Consider the following 24,779-nt stretch of genomic DNA (forward strand, 5'->3'; position numbering starts at 1 on the left):
GGCCCGGCGGAGCGCGTTGACACTGCTGGGAGCATGGGGTCGTGACGGAGATCGAGCCGATCGGATCGCCTGGGAGGCCGACGAGGCGCGGGTCACCCCTGAGGTGACCGCCCACCACACCGGGCTGTGGGCCATGGCGTGGCGGGCGCGGTCGGCCCGCTGGCTGTTGCGCAACCGCAGGACGCTGGTCAACGCACTCACTGCCTGACGGGCATCACCAGCGCGCGGGACCGGTCCGACATCGTGCTGAGGTTGCGGGCGATCGCGCGCGGCCTTGGATAAGAACAACGCCAAAAAGTGCGGCGTAACATGTCCAAAATCTTGCGAATCGGACAGATCTGACGTTAACGGTATGGTCTCGACGCTTGACCTGCTCCCGAGCGCGTATGTGAAATATCACACACCACTCACTCGAGGAGAGTCTCATGCGCAAGACGCACATCCTCTCCCTGGCCGTAACCGCGATGATGCTGGCGGGATGTGGACAGGGTCTCCTTGGCAATGGAGGCGGCGCCCAGGACGAGGCCAAGGGCCCCATCCGCCTCGGCATGCTCGTCCCGCAGTCAGGCAGCGAGGCCGCGATCGGCCCCTATATGACCAACGCGGCCCAGCTGGCCATCGACGAGATCAACGCCAAGGGCGGCGTCCTCGGCAGGCAGCTCCAGCTGAAGGCCGCCGACGACGCCTGCGACGCCCAGACGGCCGTCGCAGCCGCCAACAAGGTGGTCACCGAGGGCGTCGAGGTGTCCATCGGCGGATACTGCTCCGGCGCCACGCTGCCCACGTTGCCGGTGTTCGGCAAGGCGAACATTCCGATGATCATCCCTGCGGCCAACTCGCAGGAACTGGTCGACCAGAAGCTGAAGCACGTCTTCCTGATCAACGGCACCGGCACCCAGCAGGCCGAGGCGGCCAGCAAGTGGATCGCCAAGCAGGGCGCCACCAGGGTCGCGCTCATGCACGACAACACGAGCTACTCCAAGGACATCGCGGTCCGCACCCAGCCGCTGCTGGGCGACAAGGCTGTCATCACCGAGGCCGTCACGCCCAAGGAGAGCGACTACAGCGCCAACATCCACAACGTCCTGCAGAAGAAGCCCGACTTCGTCTACTGGACGGGCTACTTCCAGGAGGGCGGCCTGATCATCAGGCAGCTCCGCCAGGCGGGGTTCAAGGGCTCGATCATGGTGGGCGACGGCTCGGTCTCCGCCAAGCTCGGTGAGATCGCGGGGCCCGAGGTGGACGGCGTCTTCGCCACCATGACGCCGATCCCCGACACGCTGCCCGAGGCCAAGGGCTGGATCGACTCCTACACCAAGAAGTTCGGCTCGGCTCCCGGCCCGTACTCCAACCAGGCCTACGATGCCGTGCGGCTCGCCGCCGAGGCGATCACCAAGGCGGGCTCCACCGACGGCGCCAAGGTCATCTCGGCGCTGGAGGGGATCGACGGCTTCACGATGTTCTCCGGGCCGTTGAAGTTCACCCCCGAGCACACGCTCTCCGCCGGAGGTTTCCAGATCCTGGTGTGGAAGGGTGGCAAGTTCGCCCTGCAGGACGCCCTGTCATGACCCAGCTCGTCTGGAACGGCCTGTTCGTCGGCTCGTTCTACGCTCTGGTGGCGCTGGGCTACAGCATGGTCTACGGCATCATCAAACTGCTCAACTTCGCTCACGGCGATCTCTACATGCTCGGCGCCTTCAGCGGCTTCGCCGTCCTGGCCGCGCTGGGCGGGGTCTCCACCGCGATGACGCTGCCTGTGCTGCTGGCCGTCCTGCTGCTGACCATGGTGAGCACCGGCCTGGCGGGCGTGGCCCTGGAGCGGGTGGCCTACCGCCCGCTGCGCGGCGCGCCCCGCCTGTCGCTGCTCATCACGGCCGTCGGCGCGTCCTTCGCGATCGAGTACGGCATGCGCATCGTCGCCGGCCCGGACCCCCAGGTCTACCCGGTACGGCTCAGCGGTACCGCGTTCGAGGTGTTCGGCGCCTCGCTCACCCTGCCGCAGCTCGTGCTCATCGGCGTCGCCGTCGTCCTCATGGTCGGTCTCCATCTCCTGGTCGCCAAGACCCGCGAGGGCAGGGCCATGCGGGCGATCGCCCTCGACCCGCGCACCAGCTCGCTGATGGGCATCGACGTCAACGCCGTCATCTCCAGGACCTTCTTCATCGGCTCCGCGCTGGCGGGCGCCGCGGGCGTGATGGCCGGCGCCTACTACGGGAAGATCGACTTCCTGATGGGCTTCCTCATCGGGCTGAAGGCCTTCACCGCGGCGGTCATCGGCGGCATCGGCAACATCCCCGGCACCATGCTCGGCGGCCTCGTGCTCGGCCTGCTGGAGTCGTTCGGCACCTACTGGCTCGGCGGCGAGTGGCGGGACGTGTTCGCCTTCGGCGTGCTGATCCTCTTCCTGACCGTGAGACCGACGGGTCTGCTCGGCGAGCGCGTCACGGAGCGGGTGTGAACGAGACCAAAGCCCCCGAAGCCCCTCGCAAGCTCGGCGCCGCAGCCCCCAGGACCAGGCTGTCCAAGCTGTTCGACAACCGCTGGGCCGGCCTGGCAGGACTGCTCGTCGCGCTGCTCGCGCCGTTCGTGAACGCGAGCAACTACGCACTGTCCATCATGACCAGCGCGGCGATCTTCGCGATGCTCGCCTCGGGCCTGAACATCGTGGTCGGCTACACCGGCCTGCTCGACCTGGGTTACGCGGCCTTCTTCGCGGTCGGCGCCTACACCAGCGGGGTCCTGGCGACCCGCTTCGACCTGCCGCTGCTGGTCACCGTGCCCGCCGTCATCGTGGTCACGGTCATCGCCGGGATCATCATCGGCGCGCCGACGCTGCGGCTGCGCAGCGACTACCTCGCCATCGTCACGCTGGGCTTCGGCGAGATCATCCGGATCACCGCCAACAACCTGCCCGTCACGGGCGGCCCCTCGGGCATCTACGGCATCCCGAGCCTGACCGACAGCCCGGTGACCTTCTACTACGTCACCGTGGCGATCGTCGCGATCGCGATCATCGGCGCCTCGCGCCTGGGCAGGTCGCGGCTGGGCCGGGCGATGCGCTTCGTGCGCGAGGACGAGGACGCCGCCGAGGCGACAGGCGTGCACACCTACCGGGTCAAGCTGGCCGCCTACATCGCGGGCGCGGTCTGGGGCGGCCTCGCGGGCGTGCTGTTCGCCGGCCACCTGTCGGCGATCTCGCCCAACAGCTTCACCTTCCTGCAGTCGGCGCTCGTCCTGATGGCCGTGGTCCTCGGCGGCATGGGCTCGGTGCCCGGCGTCGTGCTCGGCGCGATCGTCATCAGCCTGCTGCCCGAACTGCTGCGCGGCGTGGCCGACTACCGGTACTTCGTCTTCGGGGTGCTGCTGATCATCGTGATGCTCGTCAGGCCGCAGGGTCTGTGGCCCGCTCGTTCGAAGGAGGCCCTCAAGTGACGCTCCTGGAGGTGAGCGAGCTCCGCCTGGCCTTCGGTGGGCTGCTGGCCATCGACGGCCTCAGCTTCTCGGTGGGCGAGGCTGAGATCGTCTCGGTCATCGGCCCGAACGGCGCGGGCAAGACCTCCGCCTTCAACTGCGTGACCGGCTTCTACCGGCCCACGGGCGGCACGATCACCTTCGACGGCCATTCGCTGCTCGGCAAGCGGCCCTCGGCTGTGGCCGCGGCCGGCATCAGCCGGACCTTCCAGAACCTGCGGCTGTTCGGCGAGCTGTCCGTGCTCGACAACGTCCGCGCGGGCAGCCACCTGCGGCTGAGGCAGAGCGTCTTCGACGCGCTCCTGCACACTCCGCGCTACCGCCGCACCGAACGCGAGTGCACCGCCGAGGCCAACCACTGGCTGGACTTCGTCGGCCTGCGCGGCGACCGCTACTCGGAGGCCCGCAACCTGCCGTACGGTGAACAGCGCCGCGTGGAGATCGCCCGCGCGCTGGCCCGCGAGCCGCGCCTGCTGCTGCTCGACGAGCCCGCCGCGGGGCTCAACCACGCGGAGAAGACCGAGATGCTGGACCTGATCAGGCGCATCCGCGACCTCGGCGTCGCGATCGTGCTGATCGAGCATGACATGGGGCTGGTCATGCAGGTCTCCGAACGGATCGTGGTGCTCAACTTCGGCAAGGAGATCGCCGACGGCAGCCCCGAAGAGGTGCGCCGCGACGCCGCCGTCATCGAGGCCTACCTGGGGAGCGACACCCATGCTTGAGATCAGTGACTTCGACGTCCACTACGACGGCGTGCACGCGCTGCGCGGCCTGTCGCTGACCCTCGGCGCCGGCGAGATCGTCGCCCTGCTCGGCAACAACGGCGCCGGCAAGACGACGACGCTGTCGGCGATCTCGGGCCTGGTGCGGCCCAGCGGCGGCAAGGTCGTCTTCGAGGGCAAGGACATCACCGGCCTCGCCGCGCACAAGATCACCAGCCGTGGGCTCGTCCACTGCCCCGAGGGCCGCAGGGTCTTCAGCACCATGAGCGTGCACGACAACCTGCTGCTCGGCGGCTACCTCGTGCGCGACCAGGCGGAGGTCAGGAAGCGCATCGACCGCGTGTACGACCTGCTGCCGCGCCTGGCGGAGCGCCGCGCGCAGCAGGGCGGCACGCTGTCCGGCGGCGAGCAGCAGATGCTGGCCATCGGCCGCGCGCTGGTGACAGGCCTCCGCCTGCTGCTGCTCGACGAGCCGTCGATGGGCCTGGCGCCGCTGGTCGTCGCCCAGGTGATGGAGCTGATCGCCGACATCAACGCCGCGGGCACCGCCGTGCTGCTGGTCGAGCAGAACGCTGCCGCCGCGCTGAGGATCGCCCATCGGGGTTACGTGCTGGAGAGCGGCCAGGGGACCCTGTCGGGCACCGCCGACTCGCTGCGCTCCGACCCCCGTGTGGTGGAGGCCTACCTGGGAGGGGCGTGATCCGGCGGTCGGCCATCACACCGGCGGCGAGTCGTTCAGAATCGTCGCCGGCGGGATCTCGTCAACGTCGCTTGGACGGTCTGCGGTAGGTGACGACCTTGTCGCCCGGTCCCGGGTACGCCATGATCAGCAGCCGCTGGGTGCCGTACTCCTCGCCCTTCCAGGGGAACCAGGCGAAGTGCACGCGGATGCGGTAGTGCCCCTTGCGGCCGTCGAGCGAAAGGTCGGGCAGTTCGGTGCCGCTCAGGCCGTCCATGAAGCTCATCTCGCCGCTCCGGCTGGCGTAGCCGACCTCGACGACGTCGTCCCAGCCCTTGGTCTCGACCGGTGGGCGGCGCGGGTAGGTCTCCAACGTGACACAGACGTGGAGGTCGGGATGCGTGTCCACCGTCACGCGGCCGGGCCCGGCGGTGACCGGGCCGGCGGACGTGCTCCTGCCCTCACCGGCGAATTCGTCGTACAGGTCCAGCCCCGCCTCGGGCCACTCCGGCTCCTTGAGGCGGATCGCCTTGGCGGGCTTGATGAGGGGATGGTGACGAGGGGTGGCGTCGCACTTGCTTCGCTCCTCGGCCACGAACTCCTCGAACTCGCGATTCTGGGCGGCTGCTTTCGCTGTGACCGCTGCCTTCGCGGCCGGGCAGATCCCGGCGAGCACCCCGCTCAGGTTGCCGACGTTCACGCCTTCCACCTGCCCCAGGCGGGCCAGCTCGCGTGGGTCGTTGCGGGTGTAGACGGCGCACAGGCGACGGCCGTGGGCGAGCAGCACCTGGTCGGGCGTGGTGGCGGCGAACGCGAGCGCGTTCTGCTGGCGTACGGCGCAGATGAAGGCGCGCGAGCCAGTCGGCGTCGGAGGCTCCATGGGCCTGCCGTCCGTCTCCCAGGGCTCGGGAGGCGAGCAGTCCTCTGCCGTGGTGATCGGGCCGCGTGACTGGTCGGCGGCCGGCAGGAAGCACAGGGCCACGGAGGTGGCCAGCGCCGTCACGAGCACGTGGTGGCGCAGGCGGGCGGCGGGTGGGGCGCCGTACAGGAGGAGCAGGATGAGGGCGGAGGCGGCGAGCGCGGCGCTGTACCACAGCGGGGAGAGGCCGAAGAGAATCTCGCCCTTCTCGTTCTGGTCGAACAGCCCGTCCGGGTACAGAGCCAGCCGGCGCTCGACCGTCTCGGGGATGAGTTGCCAGTCCGCCTCGGACTTCGTGGTGAGCGAGGTGACGACGCCTGCCGCCGCGGCGAGGGTCAGGAGCAGCATCGTGACGCGCAGCAGCCGCCTGCTCCTGCGGACGATCGCGATCAGGACCAGGACGGCAGGGGCGCCGACTCCGACGAGCATGTCGACGGCCACCCAGAGCACCGTCGCCGGGTAGCCGACGTACCCGTGGAAGAGGTCGTCGACCGCCCCTCTGGGGCCGGTCCACACAGGCATGCCGTCCGCGAGGTTGACGGCCGCGGGGATCAGCGGGGGCACCACGGCGATGGCGGCTAGGGGCCACGCCCGCGCCGGCGCGCGCCGGACCGCAGGCGCCGGGGACGGGGCCGGGGCCGGGGCCGGGACACCCAGGTCGTGGGCGGAGCGGGCCTGCCACACCGTCCCGAGGACGCCCAGAACACCCAGGACCATGAGCAGTACCAGGTCGTAGTCGACGCCCCAACCGCCGAACGTGACGGTCGAGTGACCTCCCGGCGACAGCAGCGACAGCGCCGCCGAGGCTCCGCCCATCCGCACCGTGCCCCGCCTCCAGCGTGCGTCCCTCGTCTGGCCGACCAGGACCGGCACCAGCCACAGCAGGTGGACGGCGTTGCCGAGCTGGTACGGAGAGACGAACTGCACGACGGAGTACTGGCCGAGGCCGTAGGCGACGGTGGAGGTCACGCCCATGGCGGCGTCCGCCAGCCCGGCCACGAGCCCGAGCAGCCGCAGCCATCGAGGCAGGGCCCCGGCGAGGACCACGAAGAACAGCCCGGCGACGGCGAAGGTGAGCAGGTCGAAGGGCACGCCCGACCACCACGGGTACGGGATCGGAAGCCGGTACAGCAGCGTGCAGGAGACGCTGAGGTACAGGACCGCCCGTAACAGCCGGACCGGCCTGTCGTTGACCGCCGCCGTGCCGGCCGGCCGCCCGCGCAGCACCTGCCAGTAGGCCCAGCCCTGCAGGACTCCTCCCGCGACCATGAGGAGCTCCACCCACCAGGTGTAGGGCACGAAGTCCGCGTCCCATCCGCTGATGACGATCTCGCGCAGGAGCGCGGGGTCGCCGGTGGCCAGCGCGTGGACGCCGGACGCCAACACCGCGGCCACATAGATGGCGGCGAACAGCGCGGCGATGGTGCCGAAACGATAGCGGCGCACGAACGATCCCCAGGGCATGAGCGGACAGGATCCGAGCAAAGGCGCCCAACCCTAGCGAGCCATCGCCGAAACGATCAAGGGCCCGGCGACGCTCCAGGTCGCCACCGCGCTGGACGGGTCGGCTCAGAGGGGAGGAACGTCATCCCCGGGGCGCGACGCCGCGCAGGGCCGTTCGGCGCGGCGAGCCAGAGCCGAGGGACGCAGCAGACGTAGCGACGGATCTTCCTTCGCCGCGATGAGTTCCGGCCCCGCCGCCGGTATGTACTCACGAGCTCGCAGGAGCACCTCGGGCGAATCGATCACCAGGGAGAATCGAGATGTCGAACAGTCGCGCGGCAGACGAGGCCGCCATCCAGGCCGTGCTGGTTGACTCCTACAAGGCGTGGGAGGCCGGCGACGCCGACGGCATGGTCGCCAACTACACCGCGGACGCGACCGCCATCATGACCGGCTCGCTCCGCGACAGCCGTGAGGTGATCCGGCAGAACATGGTCATGGCCTTCGAGGGGCCGCTCAAGGGCACCTCGACCTACAACAAGCAGCTCGGCATCCGGTTCATCGGCAGGGACGGCGCGATCGTCATCACCGAATCCGCCATCCTGTTCCCCGGCGAGACGGAGGTCCTGGACGACGCGCGTAAGGTCAACGCGACCTGGGTCCTCGAGAAGCGGGACGGCCAGTGGCTGATCGCCGCTTATCACAACAGCCCGGTGCCGACGCCGGCGCAGTGAACCCCCGCACCAGGAACAGCGCTATCCATCCAACAATGGGGATGTATGCCATGAACAGGCCGTTGATGACCGCGCGGGGTGACGGGGAAGGCTTCGATCGTCGGATCGAACCGTTCCGGACGGAGCTGCTGGCGTACTGCTACCGCATGCTCGGCTCGGCTCACGACGCGGAGGACTTGGTCCAGGACACGTACCTGAGGGCGTGGCGGGCGCGCGAGCAGTACGACGACGCCCGCAGCTCACTGCGCACCTGGCTCTACCGGATCGCCACCAACGCCTGCCTGACCGCCCTAAAGGTCCACGGTCGCCGGCCGCTGCCGTCGGGGCTGGTGGCCGCGTCGGATCCGCTCGGGCCGCTCGTCCAGGGAGAGCACGCCGCCTGGCTCCAGCCCTTGCCGGACTCGTTGCTGGACGCGGGCGATCCGGCCAGGACCGTGATCGACCGCGGCAGCCTGCGTCTGGCGTTCGCCGCCGCCCTGCAGCACCTGTCGGCGCGTCAGCGCGGTGCGCTGATCCTGCGTGACGTGCTGAGCTTCTCCGCGTCCGAAACAGCGGAGATCCTCGGCACCACCGTCGTGTCGGTGAACAGCTCCCTGCAGCGGGCGCGTACCCGCGTCAAGGAGGCCGGGGTCCGGCGGGAACGGGTCAACGAGCCGTCCGCGGCCGAGCAGCGCGCCTGGGTCGAACGCTACATGGAGGCGTTCGGACGTGCCGACGTCGAGGGCCTCAAGCGGCTGCTCTCCGAGGACGTGATCATGGAGATGCCGCCGATGCTCAACTGGTTCTCCGGCCGGGGCAACTATGGCCTGTTCATGGAATGGGTCTTCGCGGCGGCCGGTAAGGACTGGCTGCTCAAGGAGGTCGCGGCCAACGGCGGCCAGCCCGGATTCGCCGCCTATCAGCGCGTCGGCGACGGGTACTCCCTGCACACGCTCCAGATCTTCACCGTCACCGACGAGGGCATCAGCCGGAACTCGGTCTTCCAGGACTTCGACATCCACGCGACTTTCGGCCTGGCGGCCAAGCTCGACGACCAGGGACTCGCCATCGCCGGGGCCTGACGCACCGACCGTTCGCATGGATGCAAGGATCGACCAGGAGGACACCGGACCGGCTCATCTCATGAGGCTGCCCTGTCATGGCTGGCGGACCGGTCGGCACAGGGGTGCCCTGGGCGGGCAGAGGGGGGCTTGCCATGAAGATCGTCGTGGTCGGCGGGACCGGCCTGATCGGGTCGAAGCTGGTGGCGCAACTGGGTGATCACGATCACGAGGCGGTGGCGGCGGCGCCGAGCACCGGCGTCAACACCCTCACCGGGGAAGGGCTGACCGAGGTGCTGGCCGACGCACAGGTGGTGGTCGACGTGTCGAACTCACCGTCCTTCGAACCGGCCGCGGTGATGGAGTTCTTCGAGACCTCCACGCGCAACCTGCTGGCCGCGGAAGCGGCGGCTGGGGTCGGTCACCACGTCGCGTTGTCGGTGGTAGGCACCGCGCGGATGCCGGAGAACGGCTACTTCCGCGCGAAGATCGCCCAGGAGAACCAGATCGAGCAGTCGGGCATCCCGTTCTCGCTCGTGCACGCCACGCAGTTCTTCGAGTTCGCCAGGGCCATCGCCGACGCGGCCACGGACGGCGACACAGTGCGGATCCCGCCCGTGCTCTTCCAGCCCATCGCCGGGGAGGAGGTCGCCCAGGCGGTCGGCCGGGTCGCGGTCGGCGCACCGCTGAACGGCAGAATCGAGATAGGCGGACCCGAGCGGTTCCGGATGGACGACTTCTTCCGCGACGCCCTGGCTGCCTGGGGCGACGCCCGCACTGTGGTCACCGACGCTCAGGCGCGCTACTACGGCAGCGTGCCGGGCGAGCGGACGCTGGTACCCGATGACGGCGCCACTCTCGGCCGGATCCGATACCGCGACTGGCTCGGGCAGAGCACCGCCAAGTAGTACGCGCGAGAGGTGGATCGTTGAGAGGCCTCCGTCCTGGCCAGGGCCGCGCATCCACAGAAGCGAGTCACCGTCTTCTCCCGGGCCATCACGCCGCAGGACGCTCATACAACGAGACCGTTGACGAGCATGACCGCTGGTGACCGACAGGTCCGTACATCTGCCAGAAAGGGGGGCCAAGGCGAGATCGTCCGCACGAGCAGGACAACGGAGGAACGTACCGTGTCGAAGAATGAATCAGTGAACGGGCCCGCCAAGCGAGATGTCCCTGCGGTGCAGGGTCTCACGATGCTGGCGGACATCCAGCCGCCCTTCATTCCCGAAGGCGCTTCGGGAATGACCGTCCTCGTCGAGTGGCCTCCCGGCCACCCCGGCGCCGCTCCGCACCGCCATTCGGGGCCGGCTTTCGGTTACGTCATCGAGGGCGCGGTCCGGTTCGAGCTCGAGGGCGAGCCCGAACGCGTGGTCAAGGCCGGCGAGACGTTCTGGGAGCCCGGCGGCGACGTCATCCACTACCAGGACGGCAACGCCCTGCCGGACGCTCCGACCACGTTCGTCGTCTTCATGCTGTGCGAGCCGGGCCGGCCCATGCTCACGTTCGTCGATGAGGAGGAACTGGCACAGCGCGCCCATCTGCGCGCTCCGCGCCCTGCCGCCCGTTGATCCAGAGGTGGGCCTGACGTCGGGGACTCGGCGCGCGAGCATGACAAGGGCTCTCCCACCGATGGCGTCCAGACGATCGGTGGCACGCTCACGAGCGCGCTGGATCGCCCGAAATGTCAGGTTGATAACCTGAAGTCAGAGCAGTGCGTTGCGGCGAGCGTTCGTGATCACGGACCTCAACAGGCCGCATGGATCGCCCACGCTTACGTGACCATGGTGAGCGAGTCGGTGAAGGCCTGGAGGCGGCCCGACGTCGATGACACTCTGCGCGCGGGCCGGCTCCTTGATGAAGAAAGAGTCCGAAGCCTGAAGGGGCGCTCATGCCGCGATCCATGCGCGCGCTCGTAGCCGGAAAAGTCGGCGAGCCCACCGATGTCCTGCGGCTGGAAACCCGGCCTGTTCCCACACCCGAGGCCGGTCAGGCGCTGATCCGGGTGAAGGCGACTCCGATTCACGCCAGTGATCTGCACGTGCTGCGTGGCCGCTACGGTTTCTCCCCCCGGTTTCCCACCGTCGGGGGTCACATGGAATGCGTGGGCCGTATCGAGGACCTGGGCCCGAACACCAAGGGCCTGAAGATCGGCGAGCGCGTGGTAGCCGTCGCGGTCCCGGCGATACCCGGACCCCGGGTGGCCGGCACTTGGCAGGAATACCTTGTCGCCGACATGCGAAGGCTTCTGCGGGTCCCCGACCATCTGAGCGACTCCAGCGCCTGCCAACTCGCCGTCAACCCGCTGACCGCGCTGCTCCTCGTGACTCGTGAACTCGACGTCCAGCCGGGTGAATGGTTGTTGCAGACGGCCGCGGGCTCCACCGTCGGCCGACTCGTCATCCAGTTGTCAAGGCACCTGGGTATTCGCACGATCAATGTCGTACGGCGGCGCGAAGCTGTTGAGGAGATCGAAACTCTCGGTGGTGACGAGGTCATCTGCACGGCGGACGAGGATCTGACGCACCGTGTGGCGGAGATCGCCGGACCGGGCGGCGTGCGCAAGGCCATCGACTGCGTCGCGGGCGTCGTGGGTGCCCAGGTGTCCCAGGCATTGGCTCCGGGAGGAGAGGTCGTGGTCTACGGAGCGCTCTCCACCCATCGGCAGACGGATTCCGCGGCGCTGACGATGCCGCTGCAGGCGCGCTCGGTCATCTACGAGACCAAGGCAGTGCGTGGCTTCTGGCTGAACCGCTGGTTCGGCGCTGCCTCACCTGAGGAGGCGCTGCGCGCGCTGTCCCAGGTTCGCGCTCTCGTCGCTGTTGGAGCGTTGAGCATTCCTCAAGGCCGGCCGTTCCCGCTCGAACGCTTCACTGAAGCCATCGCGTTCGCCGAAGCACCCGCACATGGCACCAAACCACTCTTCGTCTTCGAAGGCGGCCGAGCCGAAGACGGCACGTAGGAACCGCCGGCCTTCGCCGCGGCCGCTCTCGGCAGCATCCTGGCCGGCCGCCGGCCCGTGCGGACGCCCTGCCAGATCCCGGCGACGCGCAACTCGAGAAGACCTCACCGCCCGGTCAGCCGTACAGGGGCGCCAGGCCGGCGGCCGCGATCAGGTTCAGCTCGCGAGCGCGGCCGAGACCACGGCAGACAACACCTCATCGACCAGGGCGCACGAGGGAGTGGACGAACGGCCTCGATGGTGACAGATCGCGAACCGGTGGAACGGGGCCGGCAGCTTCGCCCTACGGAGCGCCGAAGATCACCGCGTTACGCGCGGCGCCCTGGCGGACAGGCGACCGCCCATACGATCGGCCATGGAGACAGGCTTGGTCAGCGGCGGAGCTGCTCGTTCATGATGAGGAACGCCCCCAGGCCGTGGAAGTCGTTGAGCGGCCTGGCACGGCCGAAGTAGTAGCTCAGCGAATCGCTGGCGTTCGTGCCCTCGCTGATGTCGGCGATGTTCGTCCTGCCGTCCGCGCCCACCGACAGTTCGGCGAGCACGCCCTGGTAGCCACGCTCGGCGTAGGCCTCGTAGGAGGCGTCGACATATCCGCGTTCAACCGCCTTGGAGATGGTGTAGGTGTACATGGCCGAGCAGGAGGTCTCGGTCCAGTTGGCCGGGTTGGCCGGTTCGGTGACCACCTGCCACCAGCGGCCGGTCGCGGGATCCTGCCAGCGGGCGTAGGCGGGCACGAGCTCGCGCAGGATGCCGATCAGCGCCTCCCGCCGGGGGTGGGTGGCCGGGATGATCTCCAGGATGTCGACGACGGCCATGCCGAACCAGCCCATCGCCCGGCACCAGGAGATGCCGTTGGTGTTGCCGAGCTGCGGCTTGACCCAGGGCGCGGTCAGGCCGCCTGGCTCGTCGTAGGCGTGGTAGAGCAGCCCGGCCGCCGTCCCCGAGGTGCGGCGCAGGTGGCTCCAGTACACCTCGAGCTGCCTGGCCGGCTCGGTGCCGGTGAAGGAGTCGGCCGCCACCCATGCTCCGTATCTGGCCAGGAACGGGTTCACCATGTACACGCCGTCACCCCAGAGCTGGCCCTGGCGCGAGTCGGAGGTCGAGTGCCACCAGCCGCCGTCCGACGTGCGCGGGTAGGTGGTCAGCCGATTCCTGATCTTGGCCGCCGCGATGCGGTAGCGGGCCTGCCCGCTCTCCCGGTACAGGGCCAGCAGGACGTTGCCCGCCTGCATGCTGTCCAGGTTGCCGAAGCTCTGGGAGATGCCGCCGGAGGAGTCGACGAACCGGTCGGCCCAGTCCTTGATGTAGGTCAGATAGCGGGCTTCGCCGGTGCGCCGCCACACCAGGTACTGGCCCCACAGGTACAGCCCGCGGGTGTAGCTCCAGCCGCCCAGCGCGCCCGGTGTGTACCTGGCCATGGTCGAGTCGACCACCGCCCGCGACCAGTCGGTGGTCTGCGCCCCGTCGTCGACCGTCAGCGCGTCGAGGTTGGGCCCGCCGTCGGCGGTGATGGCGGTCGCGCGCACCGTGGTGACGCCTGCCTCCAGCACGGCCCGTACGGTGACCGTCGCCCAAGCCGTCCAGGCGCCGGTGCCGGGGAACGACTGGTTGACGGTGACGCCGTTGACCGCGATGCTCATCCGCCGGTCGGCGGCGGTGCCGTTGGCGAAGCGGAAGACGAGGCCGTGCGGTCCGCTCGCCGCGGCGGTGACCTGGAACTCGACGGAGGAGCCGGCGACGTTGTCGTAGTTCACGAAGCCGGTGCCGGTGTAGCCGGCGTGGTCGGACTCGACGACTCCCTGGGAGATCGTCGCGTTCTCCGCCTCGTACGACACCGAGGCGGACTCCCCCGCGCGGGACGTGCCCGCATGCGCGGCGATCGGAGGGAGAAGCAAGACCCCGGCGGCGAGGGCGAGGACCACCCGGTGTCGGATTCTGAGGGGCACTGCCGTCTCCTCCTGTCGAGCGGAAGTCGAGCATAGATCCGATCTCATCTCCCCTTCGAGGCATACATCTGCGGCCCACGTCTGTCCAGCGGAGATGGCACATCCGATGTATTACCGATCTGAGTTAGGAAAGTTTCCTAAAATTTGGAACGATCCAAGATCGTTTACGTGTTGACGGCCATGACTCCTTGTGGGAACACGTTGAAAAGCCGCCCTCACCCCCCAGGAGCGACCGATGAGATCGCGGATGTCCCGATTAGGTGTCCTCGTGCTGCTCGCAAGCATGCTGGCCGTCCCAGCACGACCCGCGGCGGCGGCCCCCGCCCGGTACGAAGCCGAGAACGCGACGATCTCGCAGGGCGTCGTGGAGTCCAACCACACCGGCTACTCCGGTACCGGCTTCGTCAACGGCGACAACCTCGCGGGCTCCTACGTCCAGTGGACGATCAACGCGCCCACGGCGGGCACCGCCACGCTCGCCCTGCGTTACGCCAACGGCACCACCGCCAACCGGCCCAGTGACATCGCCGTCAACGGCTCGGTCGTGGCCGCCGCACGAGCCTTCGACCCGACCGGGAGCTGGTCGACGTGGGCGACAGTCACGCTGACGGCCCAGGTCAACGCCGGCGCCAACACGATCAGGGCCACCTCCGCGACCGCCGGCGGCAACCCCAACTGGGACTACCTCGACGCCGACGTCCGGTCCGACGACTTCACCGACTACCAGGCCGAGACCGCGACGATCTCCCAAGGAGTCGTCGAGTCCAACCACGCCGGATACACCGGCTCCGGGTTCGTCAACTACGACAACGTGACCGGCTCATATGTCGAGTTCTCCGTCAGCGCCGCGGCTGCCGGAGCGCAGAGCCTGACCTTCCGCTACGCCAACGGCACCACCACCGACCGGCCGATGGCGATCACGGTCAACGGCGTCACTGTCGCCACCGGCCACTCCTTCCCCGGCACCGGAGCCTGGACCACCTGGAACGAGATCAGTGTCAACGCCCCGCTCAACGCCGGCGCCAACGCGGTCAGGGCCACGGCCACCACCGCCGACGGCGGGCCCAACCTCGACCGGCTGCGGGTCAGCGGCCCCGGTGACACCGAGAAGCCGACCTCGCCGGGCCAGCCGACGTGCTCCGGCATCTCCTCCAACGCCCTGACCCTGGACTGGCCGCCGTCCACCGACAACATCGGCGTGGTCGCGTACGACATCTACCACCAGGGCCAGCAGATCGCGACCGCGACCGCGCCGCCGTACCGGCTGACCGGGCTCAACCCGAACTTCTCGTACCAGCTGTCGGTGTTCGCCCGCGACGCCTCCGCCAACGTGTCGCTGAGCAGCCCCGAGGCGAACTGCCGGACGCTGCCCGCGCCCGCCGACGACCCGCCGTCGCAGCCGGGGCAGCCCACCGTCAGCGGCGTGCAGCCCACCTCGGCGACCGTGACCTGGGGCGCCTCCACGGACGACAACGGGGTGCGCGCCTACCTGGTGCGTGACAACGCCACCAACGCCGTGCTCGCCACGGTCACCGGGACCCCGCCCGCCACCACGGCCAGTGTGCCGTTCGAGTGCGCGCACACGTACCAGGTGCGCGTCGTCGCGCGTGACACCGCCGGCCAGCTCTCGACGCCGAGCGCGCCGTCGGCCTCGTTCACCACGGGAAGCTGCGGCACCGTGCCGCAGTCGCCCACCAGCGTCGCCGGCGGCTGGGACGTGCCGTGGGACATCTCCTGGGCCCCCGACGGCTCGTACGCGTTGGTGACCGAGCGCGACACGTTCAAGGTGTTCAAGATCACCCCGTCGGGCACCAAGACGCAGGTCGGCACCGTGCCCAACGTGCAGACCACCGGCGGCGAGGGCGGCCTGATGGGCCTGGACTTCTCGCCCACCTGGAACGGCACGACCGACCAGGAGGTGTTCTTCATGCACACCGCCTCCGAGGGCAACCGGGTCGCGAGGATGAACTTCAACGGCACCGCGCTCAGCGGGTACGCCGTCGTCCTGCAGGGCATCGACAAGAACCGGTACCACAACGGCGGGCGGATCAGGTTCGGCCCCGACGGCTACCTGTACGTCACCACCGGCGACGCGCAGGAGTCCGGCAACGCGCCCGACCTCGGCTCGCTCAACGGCAAGATCCTGCGCATCACCAGGACCGGCGCCGCCGCGCCCGGCAACCCGTTCGGCACCCGCGTCTACAGCTACGGCCACCGCAACCCGCAGGGCCTGGCCTGGGACTCGGCCGGCCGCCTGTGGTCGTCGGAGCTGGGCAACTCCTCACGCGACGAGCTCAACCTCATCCAGCCGGGCAAGAACTACGGCTGGCCCACCTGCGAGGGCACCTGCAGCACGTCCGGCATGACGAACCCGAAGTACACCTGGAGCGTCTCCGAGGCCTCGCCGAGCGGCATCGCCATCGTCAACAACACGATCTTCATGGCGGCGCTGCGCGGCCAGCGGCTGTGGCGCATCGTGCTGAACGGCGAGAACGTCTCGACCGTCAACTCGTACTTCAACGGAACGTACGGCCGGCTCCGCGCGGTCGAGAAGGTGCCCGGCGCCGGCGCCATCTGGTTCGGCTCCACCAACTCCGACAACAACGGCGACGGCTCGGCCGACACGATCCGGCGCTCCACCATCCAGTGATCGCCCCTCTCAGCGCCGCCGGCCGCGCGGGAGCGCGGCCGCCGGATCCAGCCATGGAGCCTCCGATGCAACCCTCACGAAGGGCCGTGCTGAAAGGCGCGCTGCTCATCCCGGTGGCGGTGCCCGCCACCGCCGGAGCGTCGGGAGGCGCGCCGGCCTCGCCCTGGGACCAGGTACCCGCGATCCTGGCCAGGATCCAGCCGCCCGTCTTCCCCGACCGCACGTTCCCGATCACCGACTACGGTGCCAAGCCGGACAACACCACCGACTGCACGCCGGCCTTCCGCCAGGCCATCGCCGCGTGCAACGCGGCGGGCGGCGGAACGGTGCTCGTCCCCGGCACCGGCAGGTTCCGCACCGGCAAGATCCATCTGCTGTCGAACGTCAACCTCCACGTGAACGGCACGATCAGGTTCCGCACCGACGCCGGCTCCTATCTGCCGAACGTCTTCACCCGGTGGGAAGGCATCGAGTGCTACAACTACTCCCCCTTCATCTACGCCAACGGCCAGAGCAACATCGCGATCACCGGCTCGGGCACGATCGACGGCAACGCGCCCGCGGGCGAGTGGTCGTCGTGGGGAAACGGCGGCGCGGACCGTGACCAGCTCCGAGCCTGGGGGGCGAGCGACCATCCGGTGGCGCAGCGCCAGTTCGGCTCGGGCCACAAGCTGCGCCCGAACATGATCGGGCTCTACGACTGCACCGCGGTGCTCGTCGAGGGCGTCAACCTGCGCAACCCGGCGATGTGGACCCTGCACCCGGTGTACTGCACGAATGTCACGGTCCGCGACGTGACGTTCTTCTCGACGAACTCCCAGGGCGACGGCTGTGACCCGGACTCGTGCACCGATGTGCTGGTCACCGGATGCCGGTTCGACACCAACGACGACTGTGTCCCGGTCAAGTCGGGCCGGGACCGCGACGGCCGCCGTGTCGGCCGCCCTTCCCGGAACATCGTGATCCAGAACTGCCGCTTCAGCGGCCGGTGGGGCGGCGTCACGGTCGGCAGCGAGATGTCCGGTGGGGTGCGCGACGTCTTCGCCGAGGACTGCGTGTGCAATCCCGCCGACTTCCCCGGCCGCTATCCCGTCAAGTACGCCCTGTATGTGAAGACCAGTTTCAACCGCGGCGGCTACGTGGACGGGGTTCACCTGCGCCGGATCACCGGCAGGAACCTGGAACGCAGCGCCCTGCACATCACGCTGAACTACGAGACGTCCGGCTCGCTGCCGCCGGCGGTACAGAACGTCACCGCCGACGACGTGGCGATCGACGGCGCCGCGCAGGCGTACGACCTGGAGGGCCGCGCGAGCGACCCCATCAGGAACGTCACGATCACCAACAGCGTGTTCACCCGCGTCGCCACGGCTGTCCCCACCGCCGACGACGTCGACAACCTGGTGTTGACCGGTGTCTCCATCAACGGCAAGGACGTCTCGAACACGCCCGCGTCTCGCTACGAGGCCGAGGACGCGGTGATCTCGCAGGGGGTCGTCGAGTCCGACCACGCGGGCTTTTCCGGCCGGGGCTTCGTCAACACCGACAACGTGGCCGGCGCCTACGTCGAATTCGCCATCACGCTGCCCGCTCCCGGTCCGCACCCGCTCACCATCCGCTACGCCAACGGGACGACGACCGACCGGCCCTTCTCCCTGACCGTCAACGGCGCGGTCGTCCAGTCCTCGGTGCCCGCGCCAAGCACCGGCGCATGGACCACCTGGACCTCGACCTCGGCCGTCATCCCCACGGTGGCGGGCGCCAACACCGTGCGGCTCACCGCCACGACCGGCGCCGGACTGCCCAACCTCGACTACGTGGAGCTCCGGCCATGACCGCCCTGCGCAGGTTCCTCCTGGTGTGCGCGCTCGTCCTGCCGGCCGTGCCGATGCCGGCCGCCGCCACCGTGGCGGCGGAGTTCGACGTCCGCGACTACGGGGCGACCGGCAACGGTTCGACGTATGACGACGATGCGATCGACCAGGCCATCACCGCCGCGAGTGCCGCACCGGGCGGCGTCGTGGTCTTCCCGCCCGGCCGCTACCGATCCCGTACGATCCACCTCAAGTCGAACATCACACTCCGCATCGACGGCGGCGCCACGATCCTGGCCGCGGGCAGCGGCATGGACGCCCCGGAACCCAACCCCTACGACGACTACCAGGACTACGGGCACAGCCACTTCCACAACTCCCTCATGTGGGGCAGCGGCGTCACCGACGTCCACATCACCGGCGCCGGCACCGTCGACGGCGACGGCAACCTCATCACCGGCAACCCCTCGTCCGGCCAGGCCGACAAGGCGCTGACGCTCACCGAGTGCTCGGACATCAGCCTGACCGGGATCACCTTCCGGCGCGGCGGCCACTTCGCCGCCCTGGTCAACGGCTGCCACGACGTCGTGATCGACCACCTCACGACGGTCCGCTCCAGCAGCGGGGTGCGCGACGGCATCAACCTGATCAACAGCTGGAACGTCACCGTCTCCGACAGCCGCATCGAGGCCGGTGACGACGCCCTGGTGTTCAAGAGCGACTTCGCCCTCGGCCACACCTACACCAGCCAGAACGTCCGGGTCCGCGACACCGTCGTCTACTCCCACGAGAACAACGCCCTCCAGTTCGGCTCCGAGACCTGCGGCGACTTCCGTGACTTCAGGTTCGAGCGGATCACGGTGCTCGGCGCGGGCAAGGCCGGGATCGGGATCGTCTCCATGGACGGCGCGATCATCGAGGACATCCACTACGAGAACGTGACCCTCACCAGGACGACCTCACCGCTCTTCTTCAAGATCGGCGAACGGAGACGCTGCCCGGGCTCGCCGCCCGCCGGTCGTATCAGGAACATCACGCTGACCGGCGTCACCGGCACCGGACTGACCGCCCCCGTCGTGACCGGCACGGTCGGCGCCTCCGACTACACCAGCACGATGACCGGCACCCCGGCCGTGGACATCGGGCCGGGCATCACGCTCACCGACGTCGACCTCCGGGTTCCCGGCGGGCATCCGGCGTCGGAGGCCACGCGGGTCCCGGGCGAATTCCCGACCACCTACCCGCCGCGCGACTACGGCCCCCGGCCCTCGTTCGGTTACTGGATCAGGCACGCCACCGGCGTCACACTCAACGGCGAGACCCGCTTCGACGACAACGACAACCGGCCCGCCGTCATCGTCGACGACAGCTCGAACGTGGTGCTGACCGGCGTGGTGGCGCAACGCGGCAGCGGCAGCGCCTACGACGTGGGCTTCAGCGGCGTCACCGGCTACGCCGTGCGCGGCAGCTCGAACACCGCCGGTGGGGCGCTGCGGGTGCGCGCCGTGAACTCCACCCCCGTCCCTGGCAACCCGGTCACCCGCTACGCCGAGGCGGAGTCCGGCGTGATCACCGAGCCGATGCGGGTCTGGAGCGACCCCGCGGCCTCGGGCGGCTCGTATGTGAGCGTCACGGCCGGTCACAACAGCAAGTCCGCGGCGCCGTCCACCGGCTGGACGACGCTACCCTTCGACGTCTCCGACGCCGGGACGTTCAGCGTGTGGGCCCGCGTGATCGCGCCGACCACCTCCGACGACTCGTTCTGGGTGCGTTCGGGCACGGGCACGTGGACCGGCTGGAACAACATCCCGCTCGGCACGGCCTGGCACTGGGCGCGGCTGCCGGTCACCTACGACCTGGCCGCGGGGCCGCGGAGCCTCACCTTCGCCTACCGCGAGGACGGCGCCCGCCTCGACCGGGTGGCGATCTCCAGCGACCCCGCCTTCACCCCTGCCGACGGCAGCCCCAACCTCGATCACCTCGACGTAGCGACCCCCACCTAGAAGCCCGAGGAGCACGCGTCATGTCCCGTGCGTCGTCGCGAACGGCGATCACCGCCGCCATCACTGCCGCGCTCGCACTTCTGCTCGGTCTGCTCACCTCACCCGCCGCGCGGGCCGACCTGCAGCATCCGCGGCAGGCGTTCCTGCGCGGCTCGGTCGCCGGGCTGTTCCTGCACTGGGGCCTGCGCACCTCGCCCCAGCACACGAGTTGCTCCGCGTGGGAGTCCGACGTGACCACCGGCGGCTGGAGCCCCGGCTACTGGGTGAACGAGGCCAAGAAGCTGCACGCCCAGTACCTGGTCCTGGCCACGTTCCACAGCAGGCTCGGCTACGCCAGACCGTACCCGTCGCAGATCCCCGGCTCGTGCCGCACCACGCGCGACTTCCTCGGCGAGCTGATCGACGCCGCCGACGCGCAAGGGCTGAAGGTCATCCACTACATGACGGACGACCCCCAGTGGCACGCCGAGGGCCTGCCGTCGGGCTCGTGGCTCAACTCCGCGGCCTTCTCCGCGTACGTGGGGCACAACGTGGACCTGACCACCCGGGACGGCTTCGGGGAGTTCAGCTACCTGCAGTTCTTCGAGCAGATGCGGCGCTATCCCAAGCTGGCCGGGTTCTGGATCGACAACGACAACGCCTACTGGGAGCGCAACGACCTCTACGCCAAGATCTACCAGCAGCGCGCGGACATGACGCTGTCGAACAACAACGAAGACACGCCGATCATGGACATGATCAGCAACGAGCAGAAGACCGGGATGACGCCGTCCTACGACTATCCGCAGGCGGTCCACACGGCGCTGCCGCGCCTGATCGAAGCCGACTTCAAGCTCCCGACCGGCGGTCCCTGGTGGTACGGCGGCTCGGACGAGGCCGTGGACCGCAAGCTCACGCTCGGCAGGCTCATCACCAACGCCGGGTCGTCGGTCAAGGCGCTCATGGCCGAGACCGCCATGGTCAACGGCAGATTCCCCGCGCAGCAGGCGAACTTCAACACCTTCGCCGCGACCTACCTCGACCAGATCTGGGAGTCACTCGGCGGCACCGAGGGCGGCGGCTACCTGCACGGCGGGCTGAAGCCGGGATTCTGGAACAACGGCGCGCACGGCGTGACGACCATCGCCAAGAACGACCCGAACCGGCACTACATCCACGTGATCACCCCGCCGTCCGGCGGCACGCTGTCCGTGCGCGACAACGGCTACGCCGTCACCTCGGTGACGAACCTGCGCACCGGCGCCCCGGTCACGTTCAGTCAGGCGGCCGGCACGCTCACGTTGAGCGGGATCTCCGGCTGGGACCCGTACGACACGGTGTTCAAGGTCATCACCAGCGGGCGGGAGGGCATCCACACCGGCGTGACGTTGTCGGCGGGTTCGTCCACCAGCGGGCATCCGGCCGCGGCGGCGGGCGACCGCGACTACCTCACCTACTGGGACAGCGACGCGGCCGAGCCGGCGACGCTGACGTTCGACCTCGGCGCGGCCAAGCCGGTGCAGTACATAGCGGTCAACCAGCGCGAGGACTCCACGGTCCATCCGTCGTCCGGCTCCGCGCGCATCTCCGGCTACCAGGTGCACGTCAGCAATGACGGCTCGTCGTGGGGCAGTGCGATCAAGACCGGCACCGTGCCGAACGCCAGGGGCGTGCAGATCATCGACCTTCCCGCGACGACCGCCCGCTATGTCAGGCTCACCAAGACGGGTCATCACGGCGTCGCCCGCTGGCGGGTGGACGAGGCGTGGATCGGCGCCCGGTACGCGGGTGGCGGCTCCCCTCCCCCAGGCCGCCACGAGGCCGAGGACGCGACGATCTCCCAGGGTGTCTTCGAGAACACCCACGCCGGCTACAGCGGCACCGGCTACGTCAACGGCGACAACGTGACGGGCTCGTACGTCGAATGGCAGGTCCAGGCGAGCACCGCGGGCCCGGCGACCGTGTCCCTTCGCTACGCCAACGGCACGACGGCCGACCGGCCCTCGGCGATCACCGTGAACGGCGTCACCGCGTACCCGTCACGCGGCCACCCGGGCACCGGCGCCTGGAGCACGTGGGCCACCGACACCTTCACCGTGCAGCTCGCCGCGGGCGCGAACACGATCAGGGCGACCGCGACGACCGCGAACGGCAACCCCAACCTCGACTACCTGGAGATCACCGCGGCCTCGAACGACCACGAGGCGGAGAACGCGACGATCTTCCAGGGCGTCGTGGAGTCCGACCACGCCGGCTTCACCGGCACGGGCTTCGTCAACTCCGACAATGTGGCGGGCTCGTACGTGGAGTTCGCGGTGAATGCCGCACAGAGCGGCCCCAGGACGTTGACCGTCCGCTACGCCAACGGCACCGCCGCCGACCGCCCGATGGACCTCACGGTCAACGGCGTCGTGGCGCAGGCCGGCCGCTCGTTCGGCCCGACGGGGAGCTGGGCGTCGTGGGCCGACAGCACGCTCGCCGTGACGCTGGACGCCGGGGCGAACACGATCCGCCTGACCGGCGCCACCGCGTACGGCGGTCCCAACCTCGACCGCATCACGCTCACCTGACCCCCGAGGAGCGATCGTGCATCTGCCCCGCTTACGCACCGTCATCCCGTTCGCCGCTGCCTGTCTGGCCGTCTCGGCGCTCGTGGCGCTGCCCGCCCAGGCGGCGACCGTTCGCTACGAGGCCGAGAACGCCACCAACGCGCAGGGCGTCGTCGAAGCCAACCACCTGGGCTTCTCCGGCTCCGGCTTCGTCAACAGCGCCAACGCCGCGGGCCCGTACACCGAATGGACGGTCAACGCCCCGGCGGCCGGCACCGCCACGCTGGCCATCAGGTACGCCAACGGCACCGGCGCCGCCCGTACCGCCGACGTCGCGGTGAACGGCACCGTCGTGTCGGCCGGGCGCTCGTTCGGCCCGACCGCGAACTGGGACACCTGGACGACTTCCACGCTCACCGCGGCGCTCCAGGCGGGCGACAACAAGATCCGCGTCACCGCCACCTCCTCCGGAGGCAACCCCAACCTCGACTACCTCGACATCACGACCGCCGACGTCCCGGCGAGCGAGTGCCAGGCCGAGGCGGCGACGCTGTCGCAAGCCGCGGTGGCCACCAACCACACGGGCTACACCGGCAGCGGCTTCGTCGACTACGTCAACGCGGTCGGCGGCTCCATCGAGTGGTCGGTCAACGTGGCCGAGGCCGGCAGCCACACGCTGACCTTCCGCTACGCCAACGGCACCACCGTCACCCGCCCGATGGACGTCGCGGTCAACGGCGTCACGACCGGCATGTCCTTTCCCGGCACCGGGAGCTGGGACACCTGGGCGGACGGCCGGGTCACCGTGAATCTGAACGCGGGAGTCAACACCGTCCGCGCGACCGCCACGAGCTCCGACGGCGGCCCGAACGTGGACCGGCTGTCGGTCAGCGGCCCCGCCGGCCCCGACGGCCAGCCCCCGACCGTACCCACGAACCCGCAGGTGACCGGCGTTTCCGCCACGAGCATCTCACTGACCTGGACGGACTCCACCGACAATGTGAGCGTCACCGGATATCGCGTGTACGAGGGGACCTCGGTGGTCGCGACCTCGCCCACGGCCGCCGCCACGATCGCCGGGCTGGCAGCCGGGTCGACCCACACCTACACGATCACCGCGCTCGACGCCGCCGGCAACGAGTCCGGGCACAGTGCCGCCGTCACCGGCACCACGTCCGGCGGCACCTCCGGTCCCACCGCCGATCAACTCCTCGCCAAGGTCACCACCTGCAGCCAGATCTCCAACGGCAAGTACAAGACCGACTCCGACGTCAGCACGGCGACCGTGGCGGTGTGCGACAAGACCGGTGCCGTGTTCTGGAAGGGCGACATGGACATCGACTGCGACGGCGTCCGCACCACCCAGTGCAACGAGAACACCGACTGCTGCTTCCTGCCGGACACCTTCTGCCACACCACCTCCGACACTCCGCTGAACGCGGCGCAGCTTCCCTACATGGTCGTGCCCAGCCCCAGCTCGATCTGGGACTACCGCACCAAGGGCATCGGCTGCGGAACGGTGGTGGCCGTCGTCTACAACGGCCAGGTGGCGTACACGGTGATGGGCGACACGGGGCCGTCCGGGATCATCGGCGAAGCCTCCTACCGGACCGCGGCGGACCTCGGCATCAACCCCGATCCGAGCAACGGCGGCACCGACAGCGGCGTCACCTACATCGTGTTCACCGGCACGGGCACCAAGGTCTCCACGATCGAGAGCCACAGCCAGGCCGTGACTCTCGGCAGGACCCTCGCCCAGCGGTTCATCGACACCAACTGAGCGGGTCGACCCACCCGACCCGAGAAGGCGAGGCGCAGCAGAGTGATCACGCATACCGGCCCAGCGAGAGCCACCGATCGGACGT

At 69.4% G+C, this 24,779-nt stretch carries 18 protein-coding genes; 16 read left to right on the forward strand and 2 right to left on the reverse strand.

Going from position 1 to position 24,779, the window contains the following annotated elements; translation table 11 throughout:
* Positions 1 to 16 precede the first annotated feature (16 nt).
* From HD595_RS00295 to HD595_RS00320, 6 genes are all read left to right on the forward strand, one after another.
* Entirely contained in the window at positions 17 to 208 is a 192-nt protein-coding gene (locus HD595_RS00295; RefSeq protein ID WP_253764916.1) for a hypothetical protein, read from the forward strand.
* A gap of 217 nt (positions 209 to 425) precedes the next feature.
* Positions 426 to 1,568, forward strand: a complete 1,143-nt coding sequence (locus tag HD595_RS00300; RefSeq protein ID WP_253764917.1) for a branched-chain amino acid ABC transporter substrate-binding protein — start codon at positions 426 to 428, stop codon at positions 1,566 to 1,568.
* The gene (locus HD595_RS00305) at positions 1,565 to 2,458 is read left to right on the forward strand and encodes a branched-chain amino acid ABC transporter permease (protein WP_253764918.1); all 894 of its coding nucleotides are present in this window, start codon (positions 1,565 to 1,567) and stop codon (positions 2,456 to 2,458) included. Before HD595_RS00300 ends, HD595_RS00305 begins: the two co-directional genes overlap by 4 nt.
* On the forward strand, positions 2,455 to 3,432 hold the full coding sequence (locus HD595_RS00310) for a branched-chain amino acid ABC transporter permease (RefSeq protein ID WP_253764919.1): 978 nt from the start codon (positions 2,455 to 2,457) through the stop codon (positions 3,430 to 3,432). The genes HD595_RS00305 and HD595_RS00310 overlap by 4 nt, the downstream gene beginning before the upstream one ends.
* Positions 3,429 to 4,196, forward strand: coding sequence for an ABC transporter ATP-binding protein (locus tag HD595_RS00315; RefSeq protein ID WP_253764920.1), 768 nt, complete (start codon positions 3,429 to 3,431; stop codon positions 4,194 to 4,196). The genes HD595_RS00310 and HD595_RS00315 overlap by 4 nt, the downstream gene beginning before the upstream one ends.
* Positions 4,189 to 4,896: an ABC transporter ATP-binding protein gene (locus HD595_RS00320; RefSeq protein ID WP_253764921.1), complete on the forward strand. Its 708-nt coding sequence runs from the start codon at positions 4,189 to 4,191 to the stop codon at positions 4,894 to 4,896. The genes HD595_RS00315 and HD595_RS00320 overlap by 8 nt, the downstream gene beginning before the upstream one ends.
* A 61-nt stretch (positions 4,897 to 4,957) precedes the next feature.
* On the opposite strand, the gene HD595_RS00325 is transcribed toward HD595_RS00320, so the two are convergent.
* Positions 4,958 to 7,258, reverse strand: coding sequence for a DMT family transporter (locus HD595_RS00325; RefSeq protein WP_253764922.1), 2,301 nt, complete (start codon positions 7,256 to 7,258; stop codon positions 4,958 to 4,960).
* A gap of 299 nt (positions 7,259 to 7,557) precedes the next feature.
* Between HD595_RS00325 and HD595_RS00330 the strand changes: the two genes are divergently transcribed.
* From HD595_RS00330 to HD595_RS00350, 5 genes are all read left to right on the forward strand, one after another.
* Positions 7,558 to 7,971 (forward strand): SgcJ/EcaC family oxidoreductase, encoded by a 414-nt coding sequence (locus HD595_RS00330; RefSeq protein WP_253764923.1) that lies wholly within the window; start codon positions 7,558 to 7,560, stop codon positions 7,969 to 7,971.
* A 50-nt stretch (positions 7,972 to 8,021) separates the two neighbouring features.
* Positions 8,022 to 9,032 carry a sigma-70 family RNA polymerase sigma factor gene (locus tag HD595_RS00335; RefSeq protein WP_253764924.1) on the forward strand — a complete coding sequence of 337 codons (1,011 nt, stop codon included), beginning with the start codon at positions 8,022 to 8,024 and terminating at the stop codon, positions 9,030 to 9,032.
* 134 nt (positions 9,033 to 9,166) lie between these two features.
* Positions 9,167 to 9,919: an SDR family oxidoreductase gene (locus HD595_RS00340; protein WP_253764925.1), complete on the forward strand. Its 753-nt coding sequence runs from the start codon at positions 9,167 to 9,169 to the stop codon at positions 9,917 to 9,919.
* Positions 9,920 to 10,255: 336 nt separating this feature from the next.
* Positions 10,256 to 10,582 (forward strand): cupin domain-containing protein, encoded by a 327-nt coding sequence (locus HD595_RS00345; protein ID WP_253764926.1) that lies wholly within the window; start codon positions 10,256 to 10,258, stop codon positions 10,580 to 10,582.
* 320 nt (positions 10,583 to 10,902) lie between these two features.
* Complete coding sequence (locus HD595_RS00350; RefSeq protein WP_253764927.1) at positions 10,903 to 11,973, forward strand: zinc-dependent alcohol dehydrogenase family protein; 1,071 nt, start codon at positions 10,903 to 10,905, stop codon at positions 11,971 to 11,973.
* A 371-nt stretch (positions 11,974 to 12,344) separates the two neighbouring features.
* Here HD595_RS00350 and HD595_RS00355 read toward each other — a convergent pair whose 3' ends face one another.
* Positions 12,345 to 13,919, reverse strand: coding sequence for a glycoside hydrolase family 88 protein (locus HD595_RS00355; RefSeq protein WP_253764928.1), 1,575 nt, complete (start codon positions 13,917 to 13,919; stop codon positions 12,345 to 12,347).
* A gap of 268 nt (positions 13,920 to 14,187) precedes the next feature.
* Here HD595_RS00355 and HD595_RS00360 point away from each other — a divergent pair, with 268 nt between their 5' ends.
* The 5 genes from HD595_RS00360 (at position 14,188) to HD595_RS00380 (ending at position 24,694) form a co-directional block, all read left to right on the forward strand.
* Positions 14,188 to 16,569, forward strand: a complete 2,382-nt coding sequence (locus tag HD595_RS00360; RefSeq protein WP_253764929.1) for a PQQ-dependent sugar dehydrogenase — start codon at positions 14,188 to 14,190, stop codon at positions 16,567 to 16,569.
* A 65-nt stretch (positions 16,570 to 16,634) separates the two neighbouring features.
* Positions 16,635 to 18,404 carry a glycosyl hydrolase family 28 protein gene (locus HD595_RS00365; RefSeq protein WP_253764930.1) on the forward strand — a complete coding sequence of 590 codons (1,770 nt, stop codon included), beginning with the start codon at positions 16,635 to 16,637 and terminating at the stop codon, positions 18,402 to 18,404.
* Positions 18,401 to 20,386, forward strand: a complete 1,986-nt coding sequence (locus HD595_RS00370; RefSeq protein WP_253764931.1) for a glycoside hydrolase family 28 protein — start codon at positions 18,401 to 18,403, stop codon at positions 20,384 to 20,386. Before HD595_RS00365 ends, HD595_RS00370 begins: the two co-directional genes overlap by 4 nt.
* Positions 20,387 to 20,406: 20 nt before the next feature.
* Positions 20,407 to 22,935 (forward strand): carbohydrate-binding protein, encoded by a 2,529-nt coding sequence (locus tag HD595_RS00375; RefSeq protein ID WP_253764932.1) that lies wholly within the window; start codon positions 20,407 to 20,409, stop codon positions 22,933 to 22,935.
* A 16-nt stretch (positions 22,936 to 22,951) separates the two neighbouring features.
* The gene (locus HD595_RS00380) at positions 22,952 to 24,694 is read left to right on the forward strand and encodes a glycoside hydrolase family 75 protein (protein ID WP_253764933.1); all 1,743 of its coding nucleotides are present in this window, start codon (positions 22,952 to 22,954) and stop codon (positions 24,692 to 24,694) included.
* Positions 24,695 to 24,779 lie beyond the last annotated feature (85 nt).

Source organism: Nonomuraea roseoviolacea subsp. carminata (assembly GCF_024172185.1).
Lineage (GTDB): Bacteria > Actinomycetota > Actinomycetes > Streptosporangiales > Streptosporangiaceae > Nonomuraea > Nonomuraea roseoviolacea.